This window comes from Lysinibacillus sphaericus OT4b.31, from assembly GCF_000392615.1.
GTDB lineage: Bacteria > Bacillota > Bacilli > Bacillales_A > Planococcaceae > Lysinibacillus > Lysinibacillus sphaericus_B.
Genome location: NZ_KB933398.1, coordinates 2,717,188 through 2,742,601, shown reverse-complemented (window position 1 = coordinate 2,742,601; position 25,414 = coordinate 2,717,188). Strand labels below are relative to the sequence as shown.

The following is a 25,414-nucleotide window of genomic DNA, read 5'->3' as shown; positions in this document are numbered from 1 at the left end:
ACAATCAACCTTGAAACGTAAATCTGTACGAAGGCGTGTTATCAAATCTTTGATAAATGGAATATGTTCAGTGATCCGAATGATTAATGAATAAATCATTGCTGGATAATTAAGCGTTTGTGGAGCGCCTAAATGGGACTTTTTCATGACAACATCAAGAATTGGGTGGATATCAATATCGGCTAAAATAGAGTTAAAACGATGGGTAGGTTCCAAATCATATAAAATTTGCATATCAAACAGGCTTTCTTGTCGTATAATAGACATAGAGCATTTCTCCAATCTGTTAATGTGTGTGTAGTAACTCTCATTATACAGGATTTGGGGAGGTGCTCTATTTTCTTGTCATTTTAAGCTTAGAGCCGTAAGGTCTCAAAATTACGAAATTGACTCAAATAAAAAATCATTTTAGAAAAAGAACCCTTATTTAGTAATTTTATAGAATGTCTTGTTTAACTATAATCATTTCAGTTTTTCCGCATTTTAGCAATAATTACTCTACAATATGGTTAATATTTTGGACGGTTTATTCAACAATATAAGTAGTGATTAATCAACAACGATTGTTTGCTAAGAGAATTCAGAAAGCATTGATTTAGCCTATGCAGCCGTCAAGAATCTCTTACCCCAGGAACTCCATAAAAAAATTGTGTGTACCTCAAAATCCTCCACATAAGAATAAAATTTTAGACATATAAATAAAGGTGGCGAAAAATTAAGACTTTTAAAACTTTGATAGAATCGAATCTATCATTAATAAAATACAATCATGATAAAAATTAAGGAAATCTTCAGGTACTAGCAGTAAAAACTTAAGATTTAAATTGTATAATAGAAATAATAGAAAATACGAAACTAAATGAAGAGCTGATACGTATTGCTAATAGCTGAGAAAATTGAAGTAGGTGAAGATATGGCATATACCATTTACATAGTATTAACAAAAACCGGCACATTATTGTCAAAAGCTATCGGAATGTATACGGGAAAAGAGATGAATCATGCATCTGTTGCATTTGATGAAGGCCTTTTTGAAATGTATAGCTTTGGGCGAAGACAATTAAATAACCCATTAAGTGGTGGGTTTTTAAGAGAAGATGCAGAATTAGGGCTGTTTGAAGCTGCTGACTGCGTTATTTATCGCTGTAAAGTTTCGCATTATCAGTATTTAGAAATGATGAAAATCGTTCAATATATGTATTGGAATCGAGAACGTTATAAATATAATTTCATCGGCTTATTTGGTGTTATGGTGCAAAAAGAAGTGAGAAGAGAGCGTGCCTATTTTTGTTCTCAATTTGTGGCGATGCTGTTAAAAGCTGGAGGGTTAAAGGTTTATCAAAATCCGGCTTTAATGACACCACATTGCATCGCACAATTGCCTTATTTAGAGGAAGTATTTGCTGGGAAGCTTGCAAACTATTTACATGCAGTACGCGAGCCAGCAATTTTGTATGGTTAAATTGACGCGATGGCTGGATCGAAATAATTTTGTCCTTTCTAATGTAAGTTGCCCTTTTCTGCTATAATGGGAAACTGGAGACGAGGTGGTAGAGAAATGCATATTGTTGTTATTGATGGTATGCCCTATGCCTGGCTAGACCAATTACAGTTGATTCATGCTCATGTTTTCGACGGGAATAAGCTTTCATTGGAAAAAATGGAAAGTAAAAAAGGGCTATTATGTCTATTTGCAGTAGAACAAGACGAAATTATTGGCTTTAAGCTTGGCTATGAACAACCCGACGGTGTTTTTTATAGCTGGCTAGGCGGTGTTCATGAGAGAATGCGTGGTCAAGGAATTGCCAGTCAATTAATGAACAAGCAACACGACAGACTGCAATTACTTGGCTATAAAAAGGTACGTACATATGGTAGAAATACAAAGAAAGCAATGCTTATTACAAATATTAAGCATGAATTTGACATTGTGTCTACATTTGTTGATGAAAAGGGTCGACATAAAATTATTTTTGAAAAATCATTACTTTAAGGAGTTCATAGTATGAAAGCATATTTAGCAAACGGCTTATTTTCGTTAGGAGATCGTTTAGTCAACGAACAACTTGCGGCAGCAATTCGACAGGCCGTACCAGGCATTGAATTATATGTACCACAGGAGAATGATGCAATTAATGATAAAACAGCCTATGCGGATAGTTTAGCGATTGCAGAGGCTGATTTAATGATGCTGCAAAGTAGCGATGTTTTAGTGGCGGTTTTAGACGGTGTAGAAATAGATTCAGGTGTCGCAGCTGAAATTGGTGCTTTTTCTATGCTTAATCGTCCAATCGTTGGCGTATTTACAGATGTTCGTCAGCAAGGGCGAGAAAACATGATGAAAATAGAAGCACTTGTCCGAGATGGTATCGAAAATCAGTTTGTCTATCGTAATTTATTTGTAATAGGCCTGATTAAGCGTAATGGTATAATCGCTTCTTCAATTGAAGATGCTGTTAAAGCAATTCAAAAGTTGAACTTCTAGGAGGAAAGCGTATGTTAATGTCTACAACGGATGAGATAGTAGGAAAACACATTGAAGAAACACTAGGCCTAGTGAAGGGCAACTCTGTGCAATCCAGAAACGTCGGTCGTGATATGATTGCAGGGCTTCGCAATATTGTCGGTGGAGAAATGAAAGAGTATGCAGAAATGCTCGTTCGTTCCCGAGAAATTGCCACAAAGGCAATGGTACAAGAAGCGCAACAATTAGGGGCAAATGCGATAGTAGGTGTAAGATTTTCCACATCGTCTGTAATGGATGGGACTTCCGAAGTATTAGCGTACGGAACAGCAGTAAAATTAAAGTTATAACTTTCTCAAGGGCTTCAGTCAAATTGATTGAAGTCTTCTTTTTGTATTAATATTGTTAATTATGACAAAAAAGTGGTATTTTCAGTCTGTTTGAAGATGTTTTGTTGTTTAATTAGTATAGTACCAATTATACCAAAAATATAGAAATTTCATAGTTAAAAGGACTAATAGTGTCCATCTCGTTTTGTATAATGAGAGAGTAACTATGGAGAAAGAGTGGGATATATGGTGGATTCACAACAAAACAAAGGCTATCGTGTCATTTCAATGTTTGACAGACTGATGGATGGTCAAGGAATAAACAAAAAGCAAGAAGCATTTACACATAATGTTGGTGAAAAAACCATACAACGAGATTTAGATCAAATTAGAGCCTATATTGAACAAGCTAAATTAGATTGTCATTTAGAGTATGTGCGGACAGAAAAACTATATAAGCTTACGAATACAGGAAAAAAGATTTTATCGAAAGAGCAAGTGTTAGCGATTGTTAAAATACTAATCGAATCAAGAGCACTACTAAAATCGGAAATGAGTGACATTATAGATAAACTTATTTCTATTGTAGCTGCAGATAAACAAGAGTTTATTCATAATATAATTTTAAATGAGAAACACTTATACGTGGATTTAAATCATAAAAAGTCCTTACTGCATTTAATTTGGGCTATATCAGAAGCGATTCAAAAGAAGAAGTTGATTAAAATTGATTATTTACGAGAAGGCGAGACAATGCCTACAGAAAAAATCTTAAAGCCACTTGGCGTTATTTTCTCGGAATACTATTTCTATTTAATAGCTTATGATAGCAAGCATGAAAAGGATTTGCCTATTGTGTATCGTATTGATCGTATTCAACATTTCCTTGAGCTTGAGAAGAAATTTCAAATACCCTATTCAGAACGTTTTCAGGAAGGGGAATTTCGCAAGCGTATTCAATTTATGCACGCTGGAGAACTCATGCGCATGAAATTTATATTTACAGGCATATCGCCACAGGCAGTATTAGATCGGTTACCAACAGCTAAAATGTTGTCAAATAAAGAAGGGCAATGCATATTTGAAGCGGAAGTTTTTGGTCGCGGTATTAAAATGTGGCTACTTAGCCAAGGGGCGAGTATTGAGGTGCTGGAGCCTCTCGAATTAAGAGAAGAAATGATTGATATCATTCAATCCATGCAACAAAACTATCTGTATATATAAGAGATGAACCCGTGTATATTGGTACACGGGTTTTGCTATCTGTCCTCAAAATAATTCTTCGATAAACGTTAGTTCCAAGTCATCTAATAGCTTGTAATCTTTCATATAATTTTCCTCGTACAAAAAAACATAGAGATGCTTTGAATCGTCAAGACGCATACCAATTGTCCGTTCATCATGAAGACGTAATGTTAGCCAATAAGCCTCTTTAAAGTCTGAGTTAGAAAAACGTACTTTTCGGAGTGGTTGCTCATTAAAATGTTGCATGATTTGATCAATCATAGCTGCATCAGTTATATTGATTGTTTTTTCGTCGGATGCTCGAATGATTTCAACTTCATCAATATGTTCTATTTCGAGCATTTCCAATATCTCCTTATCAAAAGTTGAATCTCTCGTTAATAGCATTGTAGATATGTAGAGAATGATGAGGGTAAGTAATATACCGGAAAGTATTTTATATCTTTTTTTCATGTGGCTCTCCTTAAATTCTGAAAATTCATTCTTATGTATTCCACTCCACGCTATAATTGAGCATATACTGAAATGATAAAGGATAGCAATTAAATGACACATAATTATGAAGAAAAAGAACTTTTTTATCCACATGGCATCGTCATGTATCGCGGAGGCGTCAAGAAAAATGTTTCAAGCTATGACATTTATGATGGCATGGGTACGATTTTTGACCAGGAGGGTGAACTATTATTCGAAGTTGAATTTGTCAATCATATGAAGCAGGGCAACGGCATTATGTATTTAAAAGGGCAAATCATCTATCAAGGGGAATTTATTCAAAATAAGAAACAAGGGAATGGCATTTTATATAAGGACGGTACTACTGTCCTTTTTTCAATGAAGGCAACTTGTTTTGTCTAATTTATAGACGATTTAACCCCTTTCTAAGTTATAATTTTTCTTAATGGAATTATTGCGTTTGTTTCATTCATCGGAAAAAAACAACTTTCATCTCAAATGTTAGAATACTACGTTCATTCGTATCAAAAGAAAGTGTATCTAATAGTTTAAAACAACCTGAACGTATACTCTTAATCTTGTTTTTGAACAATTATACGGGTGATTATATTAACACTGTAATTAAACACAGCCTTTCTTTTAAATTCATGGACGTCTCCACATTGGATGAATTAAATTGACAAAGTTTAGATTAAGAAGTAATCTGATAAAAACATACGCTACCGTATCTTATATTAATGAGGAGGTGAATTATGCAATTAACAAGAGAAGACTGGGTTAAGGCTGGTTTACAGCAATTAGCCGAAGTTGGCATACATAAAGTTCGCATCGAAACACTTGCTCGTTCACTGAAAATAAGCAAAGGGAGCTTCTACCACTATTTTCGTGACCATCAAGATCTATTAAATTCGATGATAGATTATTGGGAAATACATGCAACGAAGCGGATAATTCATAGTATGGAACATGAGGATTCCTCATTAGAACAACTTTTACGCATTAGCTTTAGTAGTAATAAGAAAATCGAGATTGGAATTTACGACTGGGCTAAATACAATGCACATGTGGCCGCGCGCTTAGTAGAAATTGAGGAACAAAGAATTTATTGCGTTGCAAAATTATATCAAAAAAAAGGAATAGGCGATTCACAAGCGGTAGACCGAGCGAGACTTGCTTATTTAACATATGTAGGGTGGATGACTAGGTTTGAAGCAAATCCTAATTTTGATATAGAAAAAATGTTTGAGCTATTAGTAAATATATGATTTTAAATGTCCCTAACAGTTGTATAGGCCTGTAGGGACAAATTTCACGCCGCAACATACGGCAGCGTATGTTTTATAAATAAAATGGCATTGGAGGAAAACAAATGAAATTGATTTTGACGTTATTAGCTGTCAGTATGCTATGCCTTATTAGTATGCTCCATGTTTATTGGGCTTGTGGAGGCCGTTGGAGTTCTACTGTTGTCATACCCGTAAAGGGAGGGGGAGATGGACTAGCTTTTGTTCCGAGGAAAACGGGGACACTATTGGTAGCAGTCCTTATTTGTATGGCAGCATTGCTGCTACTTGTACAAGGCGATTTTTTACAAAGCTTTCAAGCAAATATTATTTCTAGAATGGGCTGTATTGTTTGTACGGTTGTTTTCTTTATCCGAGCTATCGGTGATTTTAAATATGTAGGATTTTTCAAAAAAATAAAACATTCTCAGTTTGCTAGAAACGATACATGGTTTTATAGCCCATTATGTTTGTTCTTTGCTGCTGTATTTATGTTTGTACTGTTGTGAGTTTAACTGTACAATGCGATTAGTAAAACTTTGAGATTGAAAAGGGGGCGTCGTGAATGGATCAAATTATTTACTTACTTCGTCATGGGGAAACGCAATTTAATAAACAAGGACGATACCAAGGCGTGCTCGATTCCCCTTTGACGGATGTTGGAATAGAACAAGTTCGACAAAATGCTGACATGTTGAAAAGTTTAATCGGGAATCCTAATGATTGGAAGGTTGTTTCAAGTCCATTAGGTAGGGCCTTAAAAAGTACCGAAATTATTTGTGAAGCAATTGGATATGATGTTAAAAATGTAGCGAAGGACAATCGACTAACCGAAGTGGATGTAGGAGATTGGGCTGGGTTAACAACTAAAGAATTTGAAAACACATGGCCAAGCTTTTTTAACAATTCAGATGTCTATAATTGGTATTTTAAAGCTCCAAATGGAGAAAGTTATGATGCAGTTGTAAGTAGACTAACAGATTGGCTCGATAGCATTAAACATGAACCAAAAGTGCTTGCCGTTTCTTATGGTTTGACAGGGCGGATTTTACGTGGGATCTACGCTGGGCTAGAAAAGGACAATGCACTAAAGCTAGAAGTAGCCCAAGATGTGTTCTTTAAATTATCCAATAAGAAGATTAATCGAATTTCCTTAGAATTCGATGATTTTTATTCACGGTGACTACTCTTACATAATTGGAGACAAGTTTCGTTTCTAAATGTTTAACGAATTTGTCTGGGGGAAAACAACATTAAAAGGGTCTTCCGTATAGGAAGAGACCCCTTAAAAGTTAGCAATGATTTCTACGAATAGCGTCAATTTTTTGACAGTCTATGGTAAGTGGTTTATGCGTTTCTCCTAATTCTAGAAAGTGTGCACAGCAATTTCGCGGATCCAGGCTGATAAAAGTAAGAGCACAGAAACTAACACCACTCGATAAGAATACATCTACTAAAGTCCCGGGTTCTAATTTTCTTAATTGATTACAAACACAATTTTTACAATGGTTGTCATATCTATGATCGCCTTTATCGTCTTTATGGCTGAAGTGTTTGTCGTCTTCATATCGGCATTTATCTTCTTTATGACAGCGACATTTGTCTTCGTGGTAGTGTTTGTCATCTTTACGACAGCGACATTTGTCGACCTTGTATTTGTGAATGTCGATTTTATAATCCCATTGGTCGTCTTCATAATCGGAATGATTATCAATAATACTGTATTTGTAGGCTTTATGACCTTTATCGTAATTGCAATTCATCACGTATCTTTTGTCCTCCATTGTCAACTTCCCTTCTTGATTGTTAAGTAAAGCCAGCACTTGCCTTACATCAGTAATCTATGTTTAGAAATTGGTATGTGGTTGGTAATATGTCCATTAACCAGAAGTTAATAATTACTCTTCTGGAAAATTAAAATGGGTCTGATTACTTAAAGTACAATGAATGCTATCACTTTGGAAATGTCAGGAGTACAACGAGGTAGACTATTACCTATTTCATTTGGTGAATAAACGAAGAAAAGAGCGACTAATGAATAGTAACAGCGTCCAAGGTTCGTCTATTGCAGTGAATTGAGAACGATCGATGATAACAACTTCTCAAGTTCTTAATAATTTCTTCATAAATTGCCAACAGGAATATTCAGATTTGTCCTTTATTATAATTACTATAGGGGGCGTTTTTTTGAAAAAATTCATTTTACTTTGTTGTATAGGTGTTGTGGCATCCTATTTTTATTTTAATAAACCATCGGAGCAGGCTGTAATTGAGCTACCTTCGTTACATAGTAAAAATGCTTTATTACTGAACGAAAATGGTGACGTGTTATATGAAAAAAATGCAGATGCCATTATCTATCCAGCATCGTTAACGAAGATAATGACGGCAATCGTAGCTATTGAGGCCAGTGAGGATCTTCAGATGCAAACTATGGTTGCACCACAAACAATTACGGAGTTTACTGCACAAAATGCCTCCATGGCAGGCTTTAAGGCAGGGGATTTAGTGACGATTGAAGATTTGTTATACGGTACATTACTGGCGTCCGGTGCAGATGCAACAGCTACGCTTGCGAATGTTATTGCCGGTAGCGAGGGGGAGTTTGTTGCACTGATGAATGATAAAGCTCGTGAACTGGGGTTAGCTGACACGCATTTTGTCAATACCAGTGGTCTACATGATGCTGCACATGTATCCAGTGTTCGAGATATTAGTCGGTTATTTCGTTATGCTATTGAAAATCCATATTTTTATCAAATTTTGACGACAAAAAGTTATACAACATATGTACCTGATGAGCTTACTATAGCAAGTACACTTTATTCTAAAATGCCAGGAGTTGCAGATGCCATTGTAGGGGGTAAAACAGGGTATACGCCAGAAGCGGGGCTATGCTTAGCCTCTGTTATCGAAAAAAATGATGCATTATTTATTTTTGTCACTACGAATGCATCGGGTCCGTGGACAACACCATTCCATGTTGAAGATGCACTTGCTGCATATGCTGCCCTATAGGTGGAAAAAATTTTAAAAAGTAGTAACTTTTTTTGTTCCCTGTATCGTCTTATTAACAGGGTGCGAAGTAAAGGTGCCTGAAATAGATAAGGTCACACTTGGGAGCCCTGTGCCGGCACGCGATCATCAAAATGTCAGTAAGATAGCTGGCACTGGGGGATACAATCGACCAATTCAATTTGAGTGGGGAGGTGCTACGTGTTATTTACAAAACAGACAATGAATCATAGAGTAGGTGGTTTGCTCCCTCTATTTCAAGAGATGAAGCAATTGCTAAAGCTATTTTCATACCAAACGAAAACATCCATTAAACAATTTTCAATAACGGATTCTAGTTGATTTATACTATTTTCTGGAACAACCTATTCTTCTATAATAAAAATCAGATCCTATGTTTTCCGGATATTTCACATAGGAAAATGACAGCAGTGATTGTAAAAAGGCGGTGTAGAATGATGAAAAAATTTTTATCCTATGCTATGTTTTTGACATTTTTGATAAGTGTCGTAGTTGTAGGCCAAGCTGCTGCAAATGCTGAGAGTTCATCAGTTATCCAGCAAGTTACAAAGGATGCCACAGTTTATGGTGAAGCTTCTACAGAAAGCGCCGTAATGGGTCATGTTGCACAAGGGAGTTTTGTGAAAGCTACACCATTTAATCAGGAATGGACACATATCCAAACACAACAGCTAGAAGGGTATGTGGCAACGACTACATTAACGAATCCTACGTCAGAGAAGTTAATTGTGGCAAAAAAGGGTGGCACGAGTTTGTTTACATATCCAAGTCCTAGCGCACAAAAGACAGGACAACTCTATGAAAACAGTACCGTTGTTGTGTATGGAACAGCACCTGGCGGTTGGTCTTTTGTCCAATATGGACATGAAACAGGGTATGCCGCAACAAATACTTTAAAGAAACCGACTCTAACTAAGAAGCGGGTAAATGCTGTTAACGGTGCCGCGGTCCATTTGACGGCTAGTCCAAGTGGTAAAGTTATTGGGACGATTGCTAATCAAATAATTGTGCAACACTATGCTACATTTGCAGGTTGGGCATATGTTGAAGCGGGCGATCAGCAAGGCTACATAAAGGCATCAGAGCTGGCGGATGTCATGATTCTTGATAACAAGGTATATAATAAAGGCGTTACCGTAGCGCAAGGTGCAAAAAAACGAGTGGCGTTAACATTTGATGATGGACCCGATGCAAAAGTAACCCCACAAATTTTAGCGATTTTAAAAAAATACGATGTAAAAGCAACCTTCTTTATGGTTGGTAAAAATGTTTCGAGAAACCCAGCGACTCTGAAGAAAGTTTATGAGGAAGGCCATGAAATTGGTAACCATACTTGGAATCATCCAAAGTTAACAACTTTAACGAAAGTAAATGTTAAACAAGAGGTTGACCGTACAAGCAATGCCATTTACGCTGCTATTGGACAATATCCAACAGTTTTCCGACCACCGTATGGAGCGACGAGTGAACAAGTGCGTGCTGTCATTACGATGCCTTCTATTTTATGGTCAGTGGATACGCTTGACTGGAAGCATCGTAACGCAGACAAAATATTAGCAAATGTCAAAGCTTCAGTGAAAGATGGAAGTATCATTTTAATGCATGATATCCACCAATCTACAGCAAATGGTCTTGAGAATGTCATTCTTTATTTACAACAGCAGGGCTATGAATTTGTAACCGTTAGTGAAATATTACAATAATTAAATACTATTAAGTTTAAGCTATATTAAGAGTTAAAAAGCCGTGCAATTGTCTGTTAAGACGAATGCACGGCTTTGCTTATTATTTAAATAAATTGATTGTTGTAATAATAATGGGGATGCCAAAGACATCGATTAAAAATGCACCTACAATCGGTACAACGATAAAAGCTTTTTTCGAAGGTCCAAAACGTTGAACAACGGCGGACATATTGGCCATCGCATTCGGTGTTGCACCTAAGCCATGTCCGGCAAACCCAGCAACCATTACAGCAGCATCGTAATTCTTACCGAGTAATTTAAATAATACAAATGTACTAAATAACACGATAAATAATACTTGCACAAAAACAATAACAAATAGTGGTAGTGCTAAATCTGCAATTTCCCATAGTCTAATGCTCATTAACGCCATGGATAAGAAAATACCTAGTGTTACGTCACCGATTAAAGAAATGCTTTTCATATTAATTGCGTCAGGTTTTACTTTGTCCAATATATTACGAACGAATACCGCCACAAACATCGCACCCACATAGCCTGGTAAGACAAAGCCTGTAGCTTCTGAGAATAATGTGCCAACATACGTACCCACAGCCATACAAAATGTAATTAGCAATACTTGTGTAAAGAATGAGTCTGATGTAATTTGTTCTTTTTTATTTTCGTAGTCAACTTCTTCTGTTTCCTGCTCGTCTGGTGTTAAATTATATTTACTCACTAAATATTTGACAATCGGTCCACCGATTAGACCCCCAGCTACTAAACCACATGTTGCCGCTGCTGCGCCGATTGTCATAGCTGATGAAATACCTAAATCTTCTAATGTTTGTCCAAATGCTGCTGCTGCACCGTGTCCACCTTCCATTGACACGGCTCCGGCCATCATACCGATTAAAGGATGAATACCCATAAGTGAAGCAAGTGATACGCCAATAACATTTTGCATAAGTGCTAGGAAGCCACATGCCAACCAATAGATGACTAAAAGTTTACCTCCTAGTTTCACAAGTTTAAAACTTGCACCTAAACCGATTGTTGTGAAAAATGTAATCATAAATAGGCTTTGTAAGGAAGTATCCAGCGTAATTTCTAAAACGCCAGTTGTCTTTAAAATTGTTGCTAACGCGGCGAAAAGTAAGCCGCCAACAACTGGAGCTGGAATACAGAAACGCTTTAAAAAATTTATTTTATTGATGAGCAAACTGCCCAATGCGAATAGTGCGACTGCTAAAAATATTGTTGTTATTTGATTAAATTCCATCATTAACCATTCCCCCTAAGTAAGTTATTAAGTGCTTCATAGACAAAGTAGGCACCTAATTTGACTGTTCGTCCATTCTCATCAAGTAATGGATTTACCTCACAAATATCAAAGGAATGTGTATTTGGATGGGAAGTCACTTGTTGAATTAGTGTACGTACAAATGTTGGATCGAGTCCAAACGGTGATGGGGCACTTACGCCCGGTGCAACTGCCGCGTTTAGTACATCCATACATAAAGTTAACAAAATATAGTCATGTCCATCCATAAATTGTTGCAAGTCATGGATTATTTGAGGTTTACTTTGTGCTGTTAGATGTTCTTCTAATACATATTTCACTTGTAGCTCGTGTGCCTTGTCAAATAACTCCTTGGTGTTACCGTATCGCTGGATGCCTAGCACAAAATAATCTGTATTTGCATCTTGCTCTAAAATCTGGCGGAACATGGTACCAGAGGATGGTTGCGCATCGTATGAACGTAAATCAAAATGTGCATCGATATTTATAATGCCGATTTTGGCCTCGCTTTGCAATGAAGCACGAACACCTAAATAATGTCCATATAGCGTTTCATGGCCACCGCCAAGTACGACACACTTCATTTTTTTCTTTCGTAATACTTCGACAATCTCGCCAAGCTCACGCTGTGCATCCTCTAAAGCATGATTTAGGCAAAGAATATTTCCGACATCGACAATTTGCTGATCCTCGTCAAATGTCCATGGCAAGCTTGCTAATGATTCGCGAAGTGCATTTGGCCCATTTGCTGCACCAACTCGCCCTTGATTGCGACGTACGCCTTCATCGCAGATAAAACCTACAATCCCCGCTTGGAGACTATCTGAAGCGCTTACATCATTAATAGGAATTCGAGTTACTTTTTGATGTAAGCGGAAACTGCTCGTATTTGTTGTTGAGTCTATTCGGCCTTTCCATTGTTTTTTATCTGTCATCGTATACATATCTTTATCAACTCCGTTAGCAATATTCATGTAGTGTAAATTCATTATATATTCGCACAATTATAATTGCTAATATATAATTGTTATTAATCTATAGTTTTTAGCTATAAATATAGAGGAGTGTTGTTATGGATTTGAAACAATTGCAATATTTTATAGCGGTGATTGAACAAATGAATTACTCGAAGGCGGCAGAAAAACTGCATATATCTCAGCCTTCTTTAAGTAACGCTATAAAGAAATTAGAACAAGAAATTGGTTCACAATTACTTGAAAGAAATACGAGAAATCTTCATTTAACAGAAGCTGGCCAGCTGCTTTATGATAGAGCAAAAGTGATATTAAAAAATATGGAGATTTTAAAAATAGAAATGGACGAAGTTGTCGTGCATGGCACTAGTGAAATAACCATTGGCGTGATGGAATCTATCAAGCACTGGTTACCAAAAGTTATTACTGTCTATAAGAAGGAATATCCGCAGATGAAGATTCATTTAGTAGATATATTGGGCAGTAAACGTGTAAAAAAATCGCTTAGAAGTTATAAAACACATTTAATTATTACGAATCAGTTGATTGATGACGAGGATTTTGAAGTAAAGTGCTTATATGAAGAACGACTTGTTGCAGTTTTACCATTAAATCATCCATTAGCAGTAAAAGATAAACTGACCATTACTGATTTATGTAAGGAGCCTTTTATTATTAGTACTGAAGGTTTTCAAACGAGACAAGATATATTGAATACCTTTGAAAATGCAGGCAAAGAATTAACTATTCAATTTGAAATTGAACGTTTTGAAACGGCTGTGTCACTTGTTCGAGAAAATTTAGGTATTACCATTCTACCGGAAAATTATTTACAAGGGCCTACTGCGAAAACAATCGTACAAAAAGAAATTGATTGTCCAGCTTTACAACGAAATGTTTACTTGGTGTATTTGAAAAATCGACATCTTCCTTTTGCGATTCGTCAATTAATTGACGATATTAATCAATTCTTTAACAAGCGAAAAATGTTGTGAATGTTATTTCAATGAAACTTTATGTTCTATCAGCTCTTTTTAACCAACGACAAATCGGTGAGAGTAATTATGGTGTTTGTGTATGAATTTTCCCTTTATTTCAAATTTTTGTTTAATAGGTGATTGATTTACGAGAAATATAGCGGTAACATTTATTGTAAGAATAAGAATGAATAATCATTCATTTTAAATTCGATGTTTAATCAAAGGGGGCTTTCATATGAATTTTTCTTATAGCGAAAAAGTGGTAGCACTACAAGAGAAGCTAACGAATTTTATGGAGCAACATATTTATCCAAATGAAGCCGTGTATGCTGCACAAGTAGAAGCAATGGAGGATCGCTGGGGGGCAATTCCACCGATTATGGAGGAATTGAAGGCGAAGGCGAAGGAAGCGGGCTTATGGAATTTATTTTTGCCTGATAGCGAGTATGGTGCTGGTCTAAGCAATTTAGAATATGCACCGCTCTGTGAAATTATGGGGCGTTCTCTTCTCGGGCCTGAAGTGTTTAATTGCAATGCGCCTGATACAGGGAATATGGAAGTACTTGTGCGTTACGGTTCTGAACAACAGAAGAAGCAATGGCTAGAACCATTACTTCGAGGGGATATTCGTTCCTGCTTTGCGATGACAGAGCCAGCAGTGGCGTCAAGTGATGCAACAAATATTGAGGCAAGTATTGAACGTGATGGCGATGATTATCTATTAAATGGTCATAAGTGGTGGACAACAGGAGCTGGAGATCCACGCTGTAAAATTGCTATTTTTATGGGCAAACATAAAGATGCTACGAAACCAATCCATGAGCAACAGTCGATGATTTTAGTACCAATGGATACGCCAGGCGTTAAAATTGAGCGTATGTTAACAGCTTTTGGTTATGACCACGCACCAGAAGGACATGGTGAGGTTACATTTACGAATGTTCGGGTACCAGTAGAAAATATATTATGGGGTGAGGGTAAGGGCTTTGCCATTGCACAAGGTCGATTGGGGCCAGGCCGTATTCACCATTGTATGCGTCTGATTGGAGCTGCTGAACGTGCCTTAGAAGAAATGTGTGTACGAGTACAGGAGCGAAAAGCTTTCCATCGACCATTGGCAGACCAAGGGGTGATGCGTGAGCGTATTGCAGAATCTCGCATTGATATTGAGCAAGCGAGACTATTAACGTTAAAGGCTGCCTATATGATGGACACGGTTGGTAATAAAGCAGCAAAAGCTGAAATTGCAATGATTAAAGTTGTAGCACCAAATATGGCATTACGTGTGATTGACCGTGCAATTCAAGCATTTGGTGCCGCTGGAGTGGGACCAGATACAACCCTTGCTGCACAATGGGCAAATTCACGTACATTGCGTCTAGCTGATGGTCCAGACGAGGTCCATCGAAATACTGTTGCGAAGCTTGAATTGAAAAAGCATGCTACAAAACAAGAGGAGCTGGTGAAATGAGCGTACTAGACCTATTTAGTTTAAAGGGTAAAACGGCTATTGTGACTGGTGGAGGGCGTGGCCTTGGAGCGCAAATTGCACAAGGCTTTGCAGAGGCAGGCGCCAATGTCGTGCTGTGCTCACGTAAGGTTGAGGCATGTGAAGAAGTAGCAGTAGAACTAGCGGCATTAGGCGTACAAACACTAGCACTTGCATGTGATGTGACAAAACCGGAAGATGTTGCGCATGTATTGACAAAAACTATGGAATCGTTTGGCAGTATTGATATTTTAGTAAATAACAGCGGCGCATCTTGGGGCACACCAGCGGTAGACATGCCATATGAGGCTTGGCAAAAGGTATTTGATGTCAACGTCAATGGGACGTTTTTAATGAGCCAGGCAGTGGGAAAAGTGATGCTGGAACAGCAGTCTGGGAAAATTATTAATATCGCCTCGATTGCAGGGCTTGGTGGTACACTACCTGATTTCATGGATACGATTGGCTATAACGCAAGTAAAGGGGCAGTCATCACCTTAACGAAAGATTTAGCAGTGAAATGGGGGCCTTACGGTGTGAATGTTAATGCAATCGCACCTGGTTTTTTCCCAACGAAAATGTCACGCATTTTAATTGAGCGAGGACAAGATTATTTAATGGGGGCCACACCGTTAAAACGCTTAGGTTCAGAAAATGATTTAAAAGGGGTTGCGCTATTTTTAGCGGCGGCAGCTTCAGACTATGTCACAGGGGATGTCATTGTCGTGGACGGTGGCATGAGTGCAATCATTTAAGGAGGGCTATCATGGATACGATGCAAGTAAGGGCAAGTGAACGGATTGATGCAGAAAGGCTACATGCATTTTTAAAGACACAGTTTCCAGACTTACCAGAGGGCAAGCTAGAAATTACGCAATTTAGTGCCGGTCATTCAAATTTAACCTATTGTCTGAAAATCGGGGATTTTGAAGCTGTTTTACGGCGGCCACCTCTTGGACCCGTTGCGAAGAAGGCGCATGATATGAAACGTGAATATACGATTCTATCAGCGCTACATCCATTTTTAGCTACGGTGCCAACACCTTATGTCTATGTCAATGATGAGGCCATAATCGGCAGTGATTTCTTCTTAATGGAACGCAAAAAGGGCATCGTACTTGACACCCGCTTTCCGTCTGGAACCGAAAATACAGAAGATTTAGCACGCCAGTTGTCTGAAAAGATGGTCGATTCGCTTGTTGCACTGCATGCCATACCATATGAGGAAACGTCATTAAAAGACATGGTGAAGCCACAAGGATTTATGCAGCGTCAAGTAGATGGCTGGATAGAACGTTATGATAAGGCAAAAACGTCACATTTTGCAGAAGTAGAAGCGTTAACGACTTGGCTAAAAGAAAATGTCCCAACGAATGAGGAGGCGACAATTATTCACTACGATTACAAGTTGAATAATGCAATGTTTTCCGAGGACTATAGTGAAATGATTGGGCTTTTTGATTGGGAAATGACAACTGTTGGGGACCCATTAGCAGACCTTGGTGTAGCAATGAGCTACTGGATGCACGCCGACGATCCAAAAATGCTGTTGTATGCACTTGGAGAGCCACCAATTACGATTTTACCTGGATTCTATTGTCGGGAAGAATTCATTGCACGCTACGCGGAGAAAAGTGGGCGAGATGTCTCAGCAATTAATTATTATATTACATTTGCATACTTTAAATTAGCAGTGATTTGTCAGCAAATTTATTATCGATATGTGAAAGGGCAGACGCATGATGATCGCTTTGCACAAATGGATAAGATGGTAGCTGCACTCATTAAACAAGCATCTAAAGCCATTAATTAAGACGATAGAATGAATTTCTAATGAAATATTAATAGATAAAGTACGGTTGCTCGTTACTGAGCAACCGTTTTTTATAAGCACTAATTACAGATTATCCGACGTTAATAATATGATTTTTCAATCAGCTATTCGCACCAAATTACTTCTTACAACCTTATCCTTTCACGAAAAAGTACTAAGAGAGAGCGAATGCTTGTTCTTATTTTAGCATGATTTTCTCACTTTACAAGCATTTTTCGATAAATGACATAGATTTGAAAAGAATGAATCAAAAAGAGGGGACATTTATGCTGAGGGATGATGTTTTTCCAGTAAGTTCTAGCATACCGAAAAAACAACAAAGTAAAGAACGATAATTATTTATTGTTTCACAATAAAAAATTATTGACTTATTATGTTTTTGTGTTTAATATAGCAATAGAAAGTTATCAAGGAGGTGCTACATGAAGCAAAAAGAATTATCAAGGTGGTTAAAATTGATAATTGTGTTTTGTGGATTATTTGGTTTACTGTTCTGCATCTATATTGGACCAGAAACCGGAAAAGAGCTTTTGGTGGATTCGCAAAATTTAATGGAATTGTATAAACCTTTTGTTGCATTTATCTGGATAACAGGCATGCCGTTTTTTATTGCATTGGGTTTAGGATGGAAAATCTGTGCGGATATTGCTACGGATCAGGATTTTACAGCCAAGAATGCAGATCGATTAAAAATAATAAGCATATTAGCGATGACGGAAGGTGTTTTATATGTAGCTGCTCTACTTTACCTTTTCGTGGTTGGAAGTTACCACACAAATGTCTTAGTTGTTCTGTTACTCATTCTATTTTTCGCAGTCATTATTGCTGTTTTTACTTCCATGCTTTCCTATTTAGTGAGAAAAGCTAGTGAGATAAAGCAGGATAATGAGCTAACGATTTGAGGTGCAGTAAATTATGGTGATCATTGTAAATCTCGACGTCATGTTAGCAAAAAGAAAAATGAGTGTTACAGAATTATCGGAAAAACTAGGCATTACAATGGCTAACGTTTCTATTTTGAAAAATGGCAAAGCGAAAGCTGTCAAATTTTCAACTTTAGGAAAAATATGTGAAGTTTTAGACTGTCAACCAGGTGACATATTGGAATATAAAAAAGATGAAATAAATGATTAATGGAGGAAATATAGTATGAAAAAATATCTAATCGCTGCTACACCAATCCTTTTAGGAATAATTTGTTTTGCTGCTAATGCTATAATCGGGAGTGAAGTAGCACCAGACGGTACTTTAATAGAACCATTTTTCTTAATACCGGTGGGCTACCTATTATTCTTTACAGGGATTATTTCATTATTATTTGTAGCTATCTTTTCAACTGCTAAAAAGATAAACATTGCTAAATAAAAAAGAAAAAAATCAGGTTCTCATAAGTGAGCCTGATTTTTTGCTACTGAAAAGCTTATTTTTGCTATCGAATTTTATTACGCCCAAGTTTGATCTAGCTTATCACTGTAAAATTGAATTGCTTTCCTATATTGTTGTATGCCCTCATCATTCGTTGTGAGTATCAAACTATTTAATAATGTTTCCATTGCCTTTGAAAATTCACCGAGATTATAAAGTGTCATTGCGTGGAAGACCTTGATGTGCTCAGCTTGTGGAAATTCTTCCATCGCTTGTTGAAAAACTCGTTTTGATTGCTCATAGTTACCTAATGTTCGATATGTACTACCTAATCCTAAATAAGCGCCTTCTGAATCTTCTCTTTCTAGACCTATATGAATCGCTTTTTCATAATGTGGAATGGCCTCGGTTTCTTTCCCTAAAGAATCATAGATCCATGCACAATGATAGTGATACAAGGCATTGTCGGGCTCTTGCTCAACTAACTTTAAAATCAATGCATTTGCTTTCTCTAGCTGTCCATTTTTTCTAATGGCGATTATATAATTTAATTGATTATCCATTGTATTCATCCTTTATATTGTCTATTTTTGGGCTGTGATCACACATGCATTGTACAAGGAATATGTAATTGAGCTTGTCTGTTACCGCATAATGAAGAATCATTGACCAGGATGAAGGATGTTACAAGCACTGAAAGTATTACCATCAGGATCCTTAAAACTGAATCCTCCATAGCGAATCATGGTTGATATTGAGTGTTGCTACTTCAACGTTCTTCTCTTTAAGCCAGTTGTAAAAGCCCTTTAGGTCAGGTGTATAGAAGTCAATTATGCTGTGGACCACATCATTGTTTGTGTTTTTAAAAGATAAACTAACGTTTTCTTCAGTTTGGACTAAGTAGAGGGTAGGTACGCCTTTTGTGCTAAATGTCAGCATGGCAGATTGCGCTGCTAGAGAGTGTGTTTTCACGCCTAGAATTTCACTATAAAAATTGATAGCGTTCTTTAGATTTGTTACAGGTATCTCTATTGTAGCAATATGAGTAATAAACTTTGTCATTCGGGAACCTCCTTTTATTTTATAATTCTACTAGTTATTTTAGAAATCCTTCTTTGCTTTTGGTCAAGGAAATGTAGGTTTGCAATAGCGATTTAAAGTATGGGGGAAAGGAGTCACTGCAAATGCCAATTTGGATTTTTTGATGCAATTTTAAATATAGTAGTATAAGCTTTTTGTTTGTATTATCTATCATAATGTATAATAAGGTTTACTTATAATTTTTTAGTCAACAATAGTACATAAAACTACGTTTTCATTTTTTGTAATGGATTTTAAAAGGAGAACTAAAATGAGCATGGGAACTGATGATCACAAACAAGTTGTTTTACAAGTCGGCGCTGTACTAAAAAAACTCCGGAAAGAAAGGCAATTAAGTCTTGAAGATTTATCAAAAATTTCTGGTGTAAGTAAGCTAACACTAGGAAATATTGAGCGTGGGGAAACCAATCCAACATTAGGTATGTTGTGGAAAATTTCGAAGAGCTTATCTGTACCACTTATGGAATTATTCGCTACTAACAACAGTGTGAATCTCTCTAGAGCTGGTCAAGGATTAAGTATTTCTGGAGAAGAGAAGAACTGGCTAATTGAGCCGATTTTTCAAAATGTAAGCAATGAAACTGAAATGTTTAGAGCCTACTTACAACCGAATAGCTCCTACTATCCGGAAAAACACCATCCTAATACGACAGAACTCGCTACAGTCATGTCTGGAAAAATTACCATCAATGTTAACAACGAGTCATACATACTGAATGAATATGATTCTATTAGTTTTCGTGCAGATGGTACACATTCATATATCAATAATTCTCATGATGTTGTTGTCCTCCATATCATATTGAAATATGCACCGAGTAATTAAATCATTTATCAGCGGCGTTGTCCAAGTATGGGCTGTCCTAAAAGTAAAAATAGCATGCTAGGGGTAATGAAGTGACTCCTGGTATGCTATTTTTACTTTAAAGGTAAAAATCTACATAGACTCCTGTGTGAAAGCCAGTGGTCCGAGCATTGTCCGCAGCAAGCGTTGTGGATTTTACCTCTAAGTGAATGGAGATCGTTTTTATTCTTATTGATATATTTTAATATACTCTATTTACTTTAAAATATATTATAGTATACTTTATAGGGTTGTAAGTTATAATCAGAGCAATGCATGCCAACATTTGAATATGTGAAAATAGTAGGAGGAAAATCATGCATCAAATTAGTAAAAATCAAGATATAAAATCAAACGAAGTTATTCATAAATCATCGGTATGGGTGATGATTGTAGGCATCATTTTTATTGCAACCAATTTACGGGCTCCATTAACCTCGGTAGGTCCTTTAGTAGGTATTATTAGAGACAATCTGCATCTTTCCAATACATTAGCAGGTATGATTACTACGTTACCTTTACTGGCTTTTGCACTTTTTTCACCTTTCGTGCCTAGATTAGGACGAAAATTTGGAATGGAATTATTTATACTAATTTCGGTTATTTTCCTTATGTTTGGTATTATTTTACGTTCTCTATCAGGAGTGGCTACTTTATATGTTGGTACAGCTCTTCTTGGATTAGCGATTGCCATCTGTAATGTATTACTACCTAGTCTTATTAAACGAGAGTTTCCGACACAACTGGGCTTAATGACAGGTGTGTACTCCATCTCTATGAATTTATTTGGCGCAATGGCTTCGGGGATTAGTGTACCTATTGCAGTTGGCTTAGGCTTTGGGTGGCAAGGTGCACTGGGAATTTGGGGGATTCTGAGCTTTGTATCCATTCTATTTTGGTTACCTCAAATAAAACGTAGGAAGGAAAGAGCAACATCCTTTCCAAATCAAAAGGCTGGCGGTGGAGTAAGTTTATGGCGTTCAGCTCTTGCGTGGCAAGTAACTTTGTTTATGGGTTTACAATCTATGGTGTTCTATGTACTTATCGCATGGCTACCTGAAATTTTAAAGCAACAAGGAATAAGTTCTCATCAATCGGGCTGGTTACTTTCTATTATGCAGCTAGCTTTACTACCATTTACATTTATAGTTCCAATCATTGCAGGACGTATGTCCAGTCAGCGTTCATTAGTTACCATTGCGTCAACGTTGCTTTTAAGTGGCACACTTGGATTACTTTATGGAAGCTCGAATTTTATTGTTTTGTGGATTATTTTACTAGGCATTGGAGGAGGTTGTGCGTTTGGATTATCCATGATGTTTTTTGGCCTGCGTACAGAAAATGCCTATCAAGCGGCGGAATTATCAGGTATGGCACAATCTGTGGGCTATTTGCTTGCTGCTACTGGTCCAACACTCTTCGGCTATCTGCATGATGTAACTAATAGCTGGACTATTCCATTACTACTATTGGTTTGCGCGTCAATCTTGCTCTTTATATTTGGTCTAGGTGCGGCTAGAGATCGGCAGATTGGTTCTATAAAATAGTAAGATATTTAATTTGAATAGAAACGCTCAAAAGGTTCCTCAATTATCAACTCACTAGATTGCACATACAATTGAAAACATTATTGCACCAGTAGTGTCGAGTAATAAGTACGAAAAATGGACTAAGAAGCTGTTTGGCTTCTTGGTTTTTTTAATGTTTAAAATTTATTTTGTTAGGAAAGTTGATAGCTCACTTATAATCAAAAGAAAAAAACTCACTGTCTTTAGGAACCCAAACAGAACGTTCCAGATTTTGTACTTTCAGAAGCTTTCTAAGGTGAACTCCGTTCAAATGAGGATGGAAATAGACCTTTTACCCCAGTGGAATAGTAATCTGTCTCTTTACAGTAAATGGAGCTGAGACTTTTGCTTGGCATTTTGCACACTAGCTGGCATGTCAAAATCAACAGGATTGACTTCAGTGCTGAATTCAATTCTGCATTTTCAAGGTTGACACCTTACATTTCAAATAGATAATCACGTTCAACTTTACAAACGCGTAATGCAAATCGACTATACCACTCTTTTTTGCCGCGCTCTTGAGCTACTTGGTGAGCTGCATGCTCTTTCCAAGCAGCAATATCTTCAAGTGTTTCCCAGTAAGAAACAGTGATGCCTAAATTGGTATCTCTTGCGCTTTCGACACCTAAAAATCCTCTTTGTTTACTTGCCAATTCGTCCATTTTTGTCGCCATTACTCCATAGCCATTGTCGTCTGCTGTTCGCTCAGAAGCAAAGACAACCGCATAATAGGGTAATTTATATGTATTTGCTAAGTTGCTCAATCTAACCAGCTCCTTACTGCCCGATATTCGAGTGAATTTAACATTTATTATAATCTCTAAATCAACAAGATGTATAGCAAATTACACGTGCATATAAACGCAGACAATAACTCATTGTTATCTGCTACTGAATGGATGACAAATATTTAGTAAAAATTACCACTTCTAAAAACGAACGTACGTGCTTATAATACAAGAACAAAGGTTCTTATTTTATGTAAAGAAGGAGCAGCTGGCATGAAAGAGCAACTGGTAAAAGCAATGCAACGTGGACAGTTCATTAACATGATATATGTATCAAAGTCGGGTGAAATCACAAAAAGGCGTGTGAAAATCATTAAAGTTGTTGGTGATTCCTTTGCAGCATTTTGTTTTACAAGGCAGGCAACGCGTACTTTTTTGATTAGTAATGTTCTAGCCATTATTCCTTTTGTTAGCAAGGGGCGTGAAGTTGTATGAATTACGAGGATATGCCAAATCGACCTATTATGTGCATTGATATGAAATGTTTTTACGCCAGCTGTGTAGCAATGTTACATGGGCTAGATATTCTTGAAACTCCAGTTGCAGTAGTAGCAAACTTTGACCAACCAGGTAGCGTAGTGCTTGCTGCATCACCCTTGATGAAAGAAAAATTCAAAATCAAAACTGGTAGAAGGCGTTATGAAATACCTAAACATCCTGACATTAGATTGTTTGAGCCTAAAATGAGTTTCTTTATTCAAATGTCGATGACGATTACAAAATTGATCTCTAATTACGTACCGGTTGATGCTATACATGTGTATAGTGTGGACGAAAGCTTTGTTGATTTAACTGGCACTAAAAACCTATGGGGATCACCAGAAGAAACAGCAAAAGAAATACAAAGGGCTATTCTTGACCAATTTAATGTACCTAGTGCAGTAGGTATGGGACCAAATATGTTAATAGCCAAATTAGCTTTAGACCTTGATGCAAAGAAAACAGGATTTGCTAGATGGACTTATGAAGACATTCCTAAAAAATTATGGCCAGTACGTCCACTATCCGAAATGTGGGGAATTGGTAAACAAATGGAAGTAAATCTAAATGCTATAGGAATACAAACAGTCGGTGGTTTGGCTAATACAGATCTAAAAGAATTAGAAAAGCGCTTTGGTGTAATGGGCAATCAACTCTATTACCATGCATGGGGAATCGATTTATCCACATTAGGAGAGCCGTTAATAACAAACGGAGCTTTAAGTTTTGGGAAAGGCCAAATGCTGATGAGGGATTACCATACACGTAAAGAAGTCTCTGTAGTGCTTTTAGAAATGTGCGAGGACGTAATGAAGCGAACACGTGATGCAGGGTTCGTCGGCCGTACAATTAGTATTGGTCTTTCTTATAGTAGAAATGCTATGACCAAAGGATTCCATCGATCTAAAACAATTGCAGTACCTACGAGTGAAACGCTTGTGATGTATAAAACTTGTATTGAATTACTAGATGAGCACTTTGTGGGGGAACCAGCTCGGCAGTTATCAGTTAGAATATCCAATCTTGAAAGAGAGCATAGTATCCAATTGGATTTATTTGATGAACGTAAGCCACAACGTCAAATCATTGGTCCTACAATGGATGCAATCCGCAATAGATTTGGAGCAACATCTATTTTACGAGCCGTTTCTTTCACAAATGCTGGTACAGCTATCAATCGAGATCGCTTAGTGGGTGGTCATTTAGCATAGGAGTGATTTGATGATACAGGATAGAGGAAATATTAAATGGGCATCGATGATGTTGCCGGAGCATTTGGAGCTTCTTAGAGTGTGTAAACAAGAGCGCACAGAACAGCCAAGAGAATTGACTGAGTGGGAACTGGAAGAACTACAGAATACAATCAATCAAGCTTTAAATCAGCAATTGGACATAAAATTAGAAGTGTGGAAAGACTACAAAATCACACAATGGACTGGAATAATTAAATCGATTAATACTAATGAACTCATACTTGAAACACTACTTAAAACGAAAAGTATTCCAATCCAAAGTATTCAATCAGCTCAACTGGATGCTGATTATTATGATTAAAGCCGACGAAAGACAGTTACTTCATAAGTATCTTTTGTTAGAACTAGCAGTTAAATCATTGCAGATTGACTATCGTAAATTAGAGCAGTTTAAAATGAAAACGGTATTTCTTCCAATGATGGATTCATTGCTAAAGGATCTACGACAAGAATATGTTAACCTCAAACGAGAACTTGCACAAAAGCGTATACGAGTAGTAGGTTGGCAACCAGTAGATGAATATTTTAGTGACGTGCAGGTTGCCACTGCAGGCAATGATGTAGTACTCCGTTATGCTAATCAAGCTCTTAAATCACAAGTGGAAAGGCTATTGATTAATCATATAAGCAATAACAAATGACAGGTACTAGGCCTGTTTTTTGTATTAAAAAAGCCACTCATTTTGAACTGCACCCCAAAAGTTAGACCAAAATCTAACGATTGGGGTGTATGTATTTTTGGCAAAGTACGATTATGAGTTTAAAAAGAAAGTTGTTGAAGCTTATTTTCGAGGTGAGGGCGGTTATAGACATTTAGTTCTTCAATTTGGAATTTTAAGTCATGGAGTGGTTAGGTACCGTTGGAACCGTTGAGAAAAATCGTATTCATGGCCGATCCTATATATCCATTCCACATTAGAAATTGACAACGGATACC

31 protein-coding genes and 1 pseudogene are annotated in these 25,414 nt (G+C 37.0%); 25 read left to right on the top strand and 7 right to left on the bottom strand.

What is annotated here, in order from left to right; translation table 11 throughout:
• Positions 1-267: pseudogene (locus H131_RS24985) on the bottom strand (IS1182 family transposase); the annotation flags it as partial.
• Positions 268-877: 610 nt separating this feature from the next.
• Here H131_RS24985 and H131_RS12555 point away from each other — a divergent pair.
• The 5 genes from H131_RS12555 (at position 878) to H131_RS12535 (ending at position 4,017) form a co-directional block, all read left to right on the top strand.
• On the top strand, positions 878-1,462 hold the full coding sequence (locus H131_RS12555; protein ID WP_010859525.1) for a hypothetical protein: 585 nt from the start codon (positions 878-880) through the stop codon (positions 1,460-1,462).
• 96 nt (positions 1,463-1,558) lie between these two features.
• Complete coding sequence (locus H131_RS25400; RefSeq protein ID WP_010859524.1) at positions 1,559-1,993, top strand: GNAT family N-acetyltransferase; 435 nt, start codon at positions 1,559-1,561, stop codon at positions 1,991-1,993.
• A gap of 12 nt (positions 1,994-2,005) precedes the next feature.
• On the top strand, positions 2,006-2,485 hold the full coding sequence (locus H131_RS25395; RefSeq protein WP_010859523.1) for a nucleoside 2-deoxyribosyltransferase: 480 nt from the start codon (positions 2,006-2,008) through the stop codon (positions 2,483-2,485).
• An 11-nt stretch (positions 2,486-2,496) separates the two neighbouring features.
• Positions 2,497-2,814: a YbjQ family protein gene (locus tag H131_RS12540; RefSeq protein ID WP_010859522.1), complete on the top strand. Its 318-nt coding sequence runs from the start codon at positions 2,497-2,499 to the stop codon at positions 2,812-2,814.
• A 225-nt stretch (positions 2,815-3,039) separates the two neighbouring features.
• Positions 3,040-4,017: a helix-turn-helix transcriptional regulator gene (locus H131_RS12535; RefSeq protein ID WP_010859521.1), complete on the top strand. Its 978-nt coding sequence runs from the start codon at positions 3,040-3,042 to the stop codon at positions 4,015-4,017.
• Positions 4,018-4,062: 45 nt separating this feature from the next.
• Here the strand turns inward: H131_RS12535 and H131_RS12530 are convergent, their stop codons facing one another.
• Positions 4,063-4,491, bottom strand: a complete 429-nt coding sequence (locus H131_RS12530; protein ID WP_036130241.1) for a hypothetical protein — start codon at positions 4,489-4,491, stop codon at positions 4,063-4,065.
• A gap of 93 nt (positions 4,492-4,584) precedes the next feature.
• On the opposite strand from H131_RS12530, the gene H131_RS12525 reads away from it, so the two are divergent.
• From H131_RS12525 to H131_RS12495, 7 genes are all read left to right on the top strand, one after another.
• On the top strand, positions 4,585-4,896 hold the full coding sequence (locus tag H131_RS12525) for an MORN repeat-containing protein (protein WP_010859519.1): 312 nt from the start codon (positions 4,585-4,587) through the stop codon (positions 4,894-4,896).
• Between the two features lie 350 nt (positions 4,897-5,246).
• Positions 5,247-5,759 carry a TetR/AcrR family transcriptional regulator gene (locus H131_RS12520; protein ID WP_010859518.1) on the top strand — a complete coding sequence of 171 codons (513 nt, stop codon included), beginning with the start codon at positions 5,247-5,249 and terminating at the stop codon, positions 5,757-5,759.
• Positions 5,760-5,863: 104 nt separating this feature from the next.
• A complete protein-coding gene (locus H131_RS12515) occupies positions 5,864-6,286 on the top strand; it encodes a DUF3995 domain-containing protein (protein ID WP_010859517.1) in 423 nt (140 codons plus the stop codon).
• A 56-nt stretch (positions 6,287-6,342) separates the two neighbouring features.
• Positions 6,343-6,960, top strand: coding sequence for a histidine phosphatase family protein (locus H131_RS12510; RefSeq protein WP_010859516.1), 618 nt, complete (start codon positions 6,343-6,345; stop codon positions 6,958-6,960).
• A gap of 298 nt (positions 6,961-7,258) precedes the next feature.
• Positions 7,259-7,591: a hypothetical protein gene (locus H131_RS24495; RefSeq protein ID WP_155242434.1), complete on the top strand. Its 333-nt coding sequence runs from the start codon at positions 7,259-7,261 to the stop codon at positions 7,589-7,591.
• Between the two features lie 373 nt (positions 7,592-7,964).
• Positions 7,965-8,795, top strand: coding sequence for a D-alanyl-D-alanine carboxypeptidase family protein (locus H131_RS12500; RefSeq protein WP_010859514.1), 831 nt, complete (start codon positions 7,965-7,967; stop codon positions 8,793-8,795).
• A gap of 452 nt (positions 8,796-9,247) precedes the next feature.
• Positions 9,248-10,516, top strand: a complete 1,269-nt coding sequence (locus H131_RS12495) for a polysaccharide deacetylase family protein (RefSeq protein WP_230491848.1) — start codon at positions 9,248-9,250, stop codon at positions 10,514-10,516.
• 82 nt (positions 10,517-10,598) lie between these two features.
• On the opposite strand, the gene gltS is transcribed toward H131_RS12495, so the two are convergent.
• Positions 10,599-11,783: a sodium/glutamate symporter gene (gene gltS / locus H131_RS12490; RefSeq protein ID WP_010859512.1), complete on the bottom strand. Its 1,185-nt coding sequence runs from the start codon at positions 11,781-11,783 to the stop codon at positions 10,599-10,601.
• Positions 11,783-12,745 (bottom strand): formimidoylglutamase, encoded by a 963-nt coding sequence (gene hutG / locus H131_RS12485; protein WP_036131466.1) that lies wholly within the window; start codon positions 12,743-12,745, stop codon positions 11,783-11,785. Before hutG ends, gltS begins: the two co-directional genes overlap by 1 nt.
• A 128-nt stretch (positions 12,746-12,873) precedes the next feature.
• Between hutG and H131_RS12480 the strand changes: the two genes are divergently transcribed.
• The 7 genes from H131_RS12480 (at position 12,874) to H131_RS12450 (ending at position 18,443) form a co-directional block, all read left to right on the top strand.
• Positions 12,874-13,770 (top strand): LysR family transcriptional regulator, encoded by an 897-nt coding sequence (locus H131_RS12480; RefSeq protein ID WP_010859510.1) that lies wholly within the window; start codon positions 12,874-12,876, stop codon positions 13,768-13,770.
• Positions 13,771-13,990: 220 nt separating this feature from the next.
• A complete protein-coding gene (locus H131_RS12475; RefSeq protein WP_010859509.1) occupies positions 13,991-15,226 on the top strand; it encodes an acyl-CoA dehydrogenase family protein in 1,236 nt (411 codons plus the stop codon).
• Positions 15,223-15,999: an SDR family oxidoreductase gene (locus H131_RS12470; RefSeq protein ID WP_010859508.1), complete on the top strand. Its 777-nt coding sequence runs from the start codon at positions 15,223-15,225 to the stop codon at positions 15,997-15,999. The genes H131_RS12475 and H131_RS12470 overlap by 4 nt, the downstream gene beginning before the upstream one ends.
• An 11-nt stretch (positions 16,000-16,010) precedes the next feature.
• Positions 16,011-17,057, top strand: coding sequence for a phosphotransferase family protein (locus H131_RS12465; protein ID WP_010859507.1), 1,047 nt, complete (start codon positions 16,011-16,013; stop codon positions 17,055-17,057).
• A gap of 443 nt (positions 17,058-17,500) precedes the next feature.
• Positions 17,501-17,980 carry a DUF2975 domain-containing protein gene (locus H131_RS12460; protein WP_010859506.1) on the top strand — a complete coding sequence of 160 codons (480 nt, stop codon included), beginning with the start codon at positions 17,501-17,503 and terminating at the stop codon, positions 17,978-17,980.
• A 13-nt stretch (positions 17,981-17,993) separates the two neighbouring features.
• Positions 17,994-18,212: a helix-turn-helix domain-containing protein gene (locus tag H131_RS12455; RefSeq protein ID WP_010859505.1), complete on the top strand. Its 219-nt coding sequence runs from the start codon at positions 17,994-17,996 to the stop codon at positions 18,210-18,212.
• 15 nt (positions 18,213-18,227) lie between these two features.
• Positions 18,228-18,443, top strand: coding sequence for a DUF3955 domain-containing protein (locus tag H131_RS12450; RefSeq protein ID WP_010859504.1), 216 nt, complete (start codon positions 18,228-18,230; stop codon positions 18,441-18,443).
• Positions 18,444-18,520: 77 nt separating this feature from the next.
• Here H131_RS12450 and H131_RS12445 read toward each other — a convergent pair whose 3' ends face one another.
• On the bottom strand, positions 18,521-19,006 hold the full coding sequence (locus H131_RS12445; protein WP_010859503.1) for a tetratricopeptide repeat protein: 486 nt from the start codon (positions 19,004-19,006) through the stop codon (positions 18,521-18,523).
• A gap of 154 nt (positions 19,007-19,160) precedes the next feature.
• Positions 19,161-19,505 carry a VOC family protein gene (locus H131_RS12440; protein ID WP_010859502.1) on the bottom strand — a complete coding sequence of 115 codons (345 nt, stop codon included), beginning with the start codon at positions 19,503-19,505 and terminating at the stop codon, positions 19,161-19,163.
• A gap of 289 nt (positions 19,506-19,794) precedes the next feature.
• Between H131_RS12440 and H131_RS12435 the strand changes: the two genes are divergently transcribed.
• Together H131_RS12435 and H131_RS12430 are read left to right on the top strand one after the other, a co-directional pair.
• Positions 19,795-20,370: a helix-turn-helix domain-containing protein gene (locus H131_RS12435; protein WP_036130237.1), complete on the top strand. Its 576-nt coding sequence runs from the start codon at positions 19,795-19,797 to the stop codon at positions 20,368-20,370.
• Between the two features lie 335 nt (positions 20,371-20,705).
• Complete coding sequence (locus H131_RS12430; RefSeq protein ID WP_010859500.1) at positions 20,706-21,935, top strand: CynX/NimT family MFS transporter; 1,230 nt, start codon at positions 20,706-20,708, stop codon at positions 21,933-21,935.
• 458 nt (positions 21,936-22,393) lie between these two features.
• Here the strand turns inward: H131_RS12430 and H131_RS12425 are convergent, their stop codons facing one another.
• Positions 22,394-22,720, bottom strand: a complete 327-nt coding sequence (locus tag H131_RS12425; RefSeq protein ID WP_010859499.1) for an antibiotic biosynthesis monooxygenase family protein — start codon at positions 22,718-22,720, stop codon at positions 22,394-22,396.
• Between the two features lie 237 nt (positions 22,721-22,957).
• Between H131_RS12425 and H131_RS12420 the strand changes: the two genes are divergently transcribed.
• The 4 genes from H131_RS12420 to H131_RS12405 are packed head-to-tail and all read left to right on the top strand — an operon-like array spanning position 22,958 to position 25,118.
• Entirely contained in the window at positions 22,958-23,179 is a 222-nt protein-coding gene (locus H131_RS12420; RefSeq protein ID WP_010859498.1) for a hypothetical protein, read from the top strand.
• Positions 23,176-24,435, top strand: coding sequence for a Y-family DNA polymerase (locus tag H131_RS12415; RefSeq protein WP_010859497.1), 1,260 nt, complete (start codon positions 23,176-23,178; stop codon positions 24,433-24,435). Before H131_RS12420 ends, H131_RS12415 begins: the two co-directional genes overlap by 4 nt.
• A gap of 10 nt (positions 24,436-24,445) precedes the next feature.
• The gene (locus tag H131_RS12410) at positions 24,446-24,778 is read left to right on the top strand and encodes a YolD-like family protein (RefSeq protein ID WP_010859496.1); all 333 of its coding nucleotides are present in this window, start codon (positions 24,446-24,448) and stop codon (positions 24,776-24,778) included.
• The gene (locus H131_RS12405; RefSeq protein ID WP_010859495.1) at positions 24,771-25,118 is read left to right on the top strand and encodes a YhjD family protein; all 348 of its coding nucleotides are present in this window, start codon (positions 24,771-24,773) and stop codon (positions 25,116-25,118) included. The genes H131_RS12410 and H131_RS12405 overlap by 8 nt, the downstream gene beginning before the upstream one ends.
• Positions 25,119-25,414: the final 296 nt, after the last annotated feature.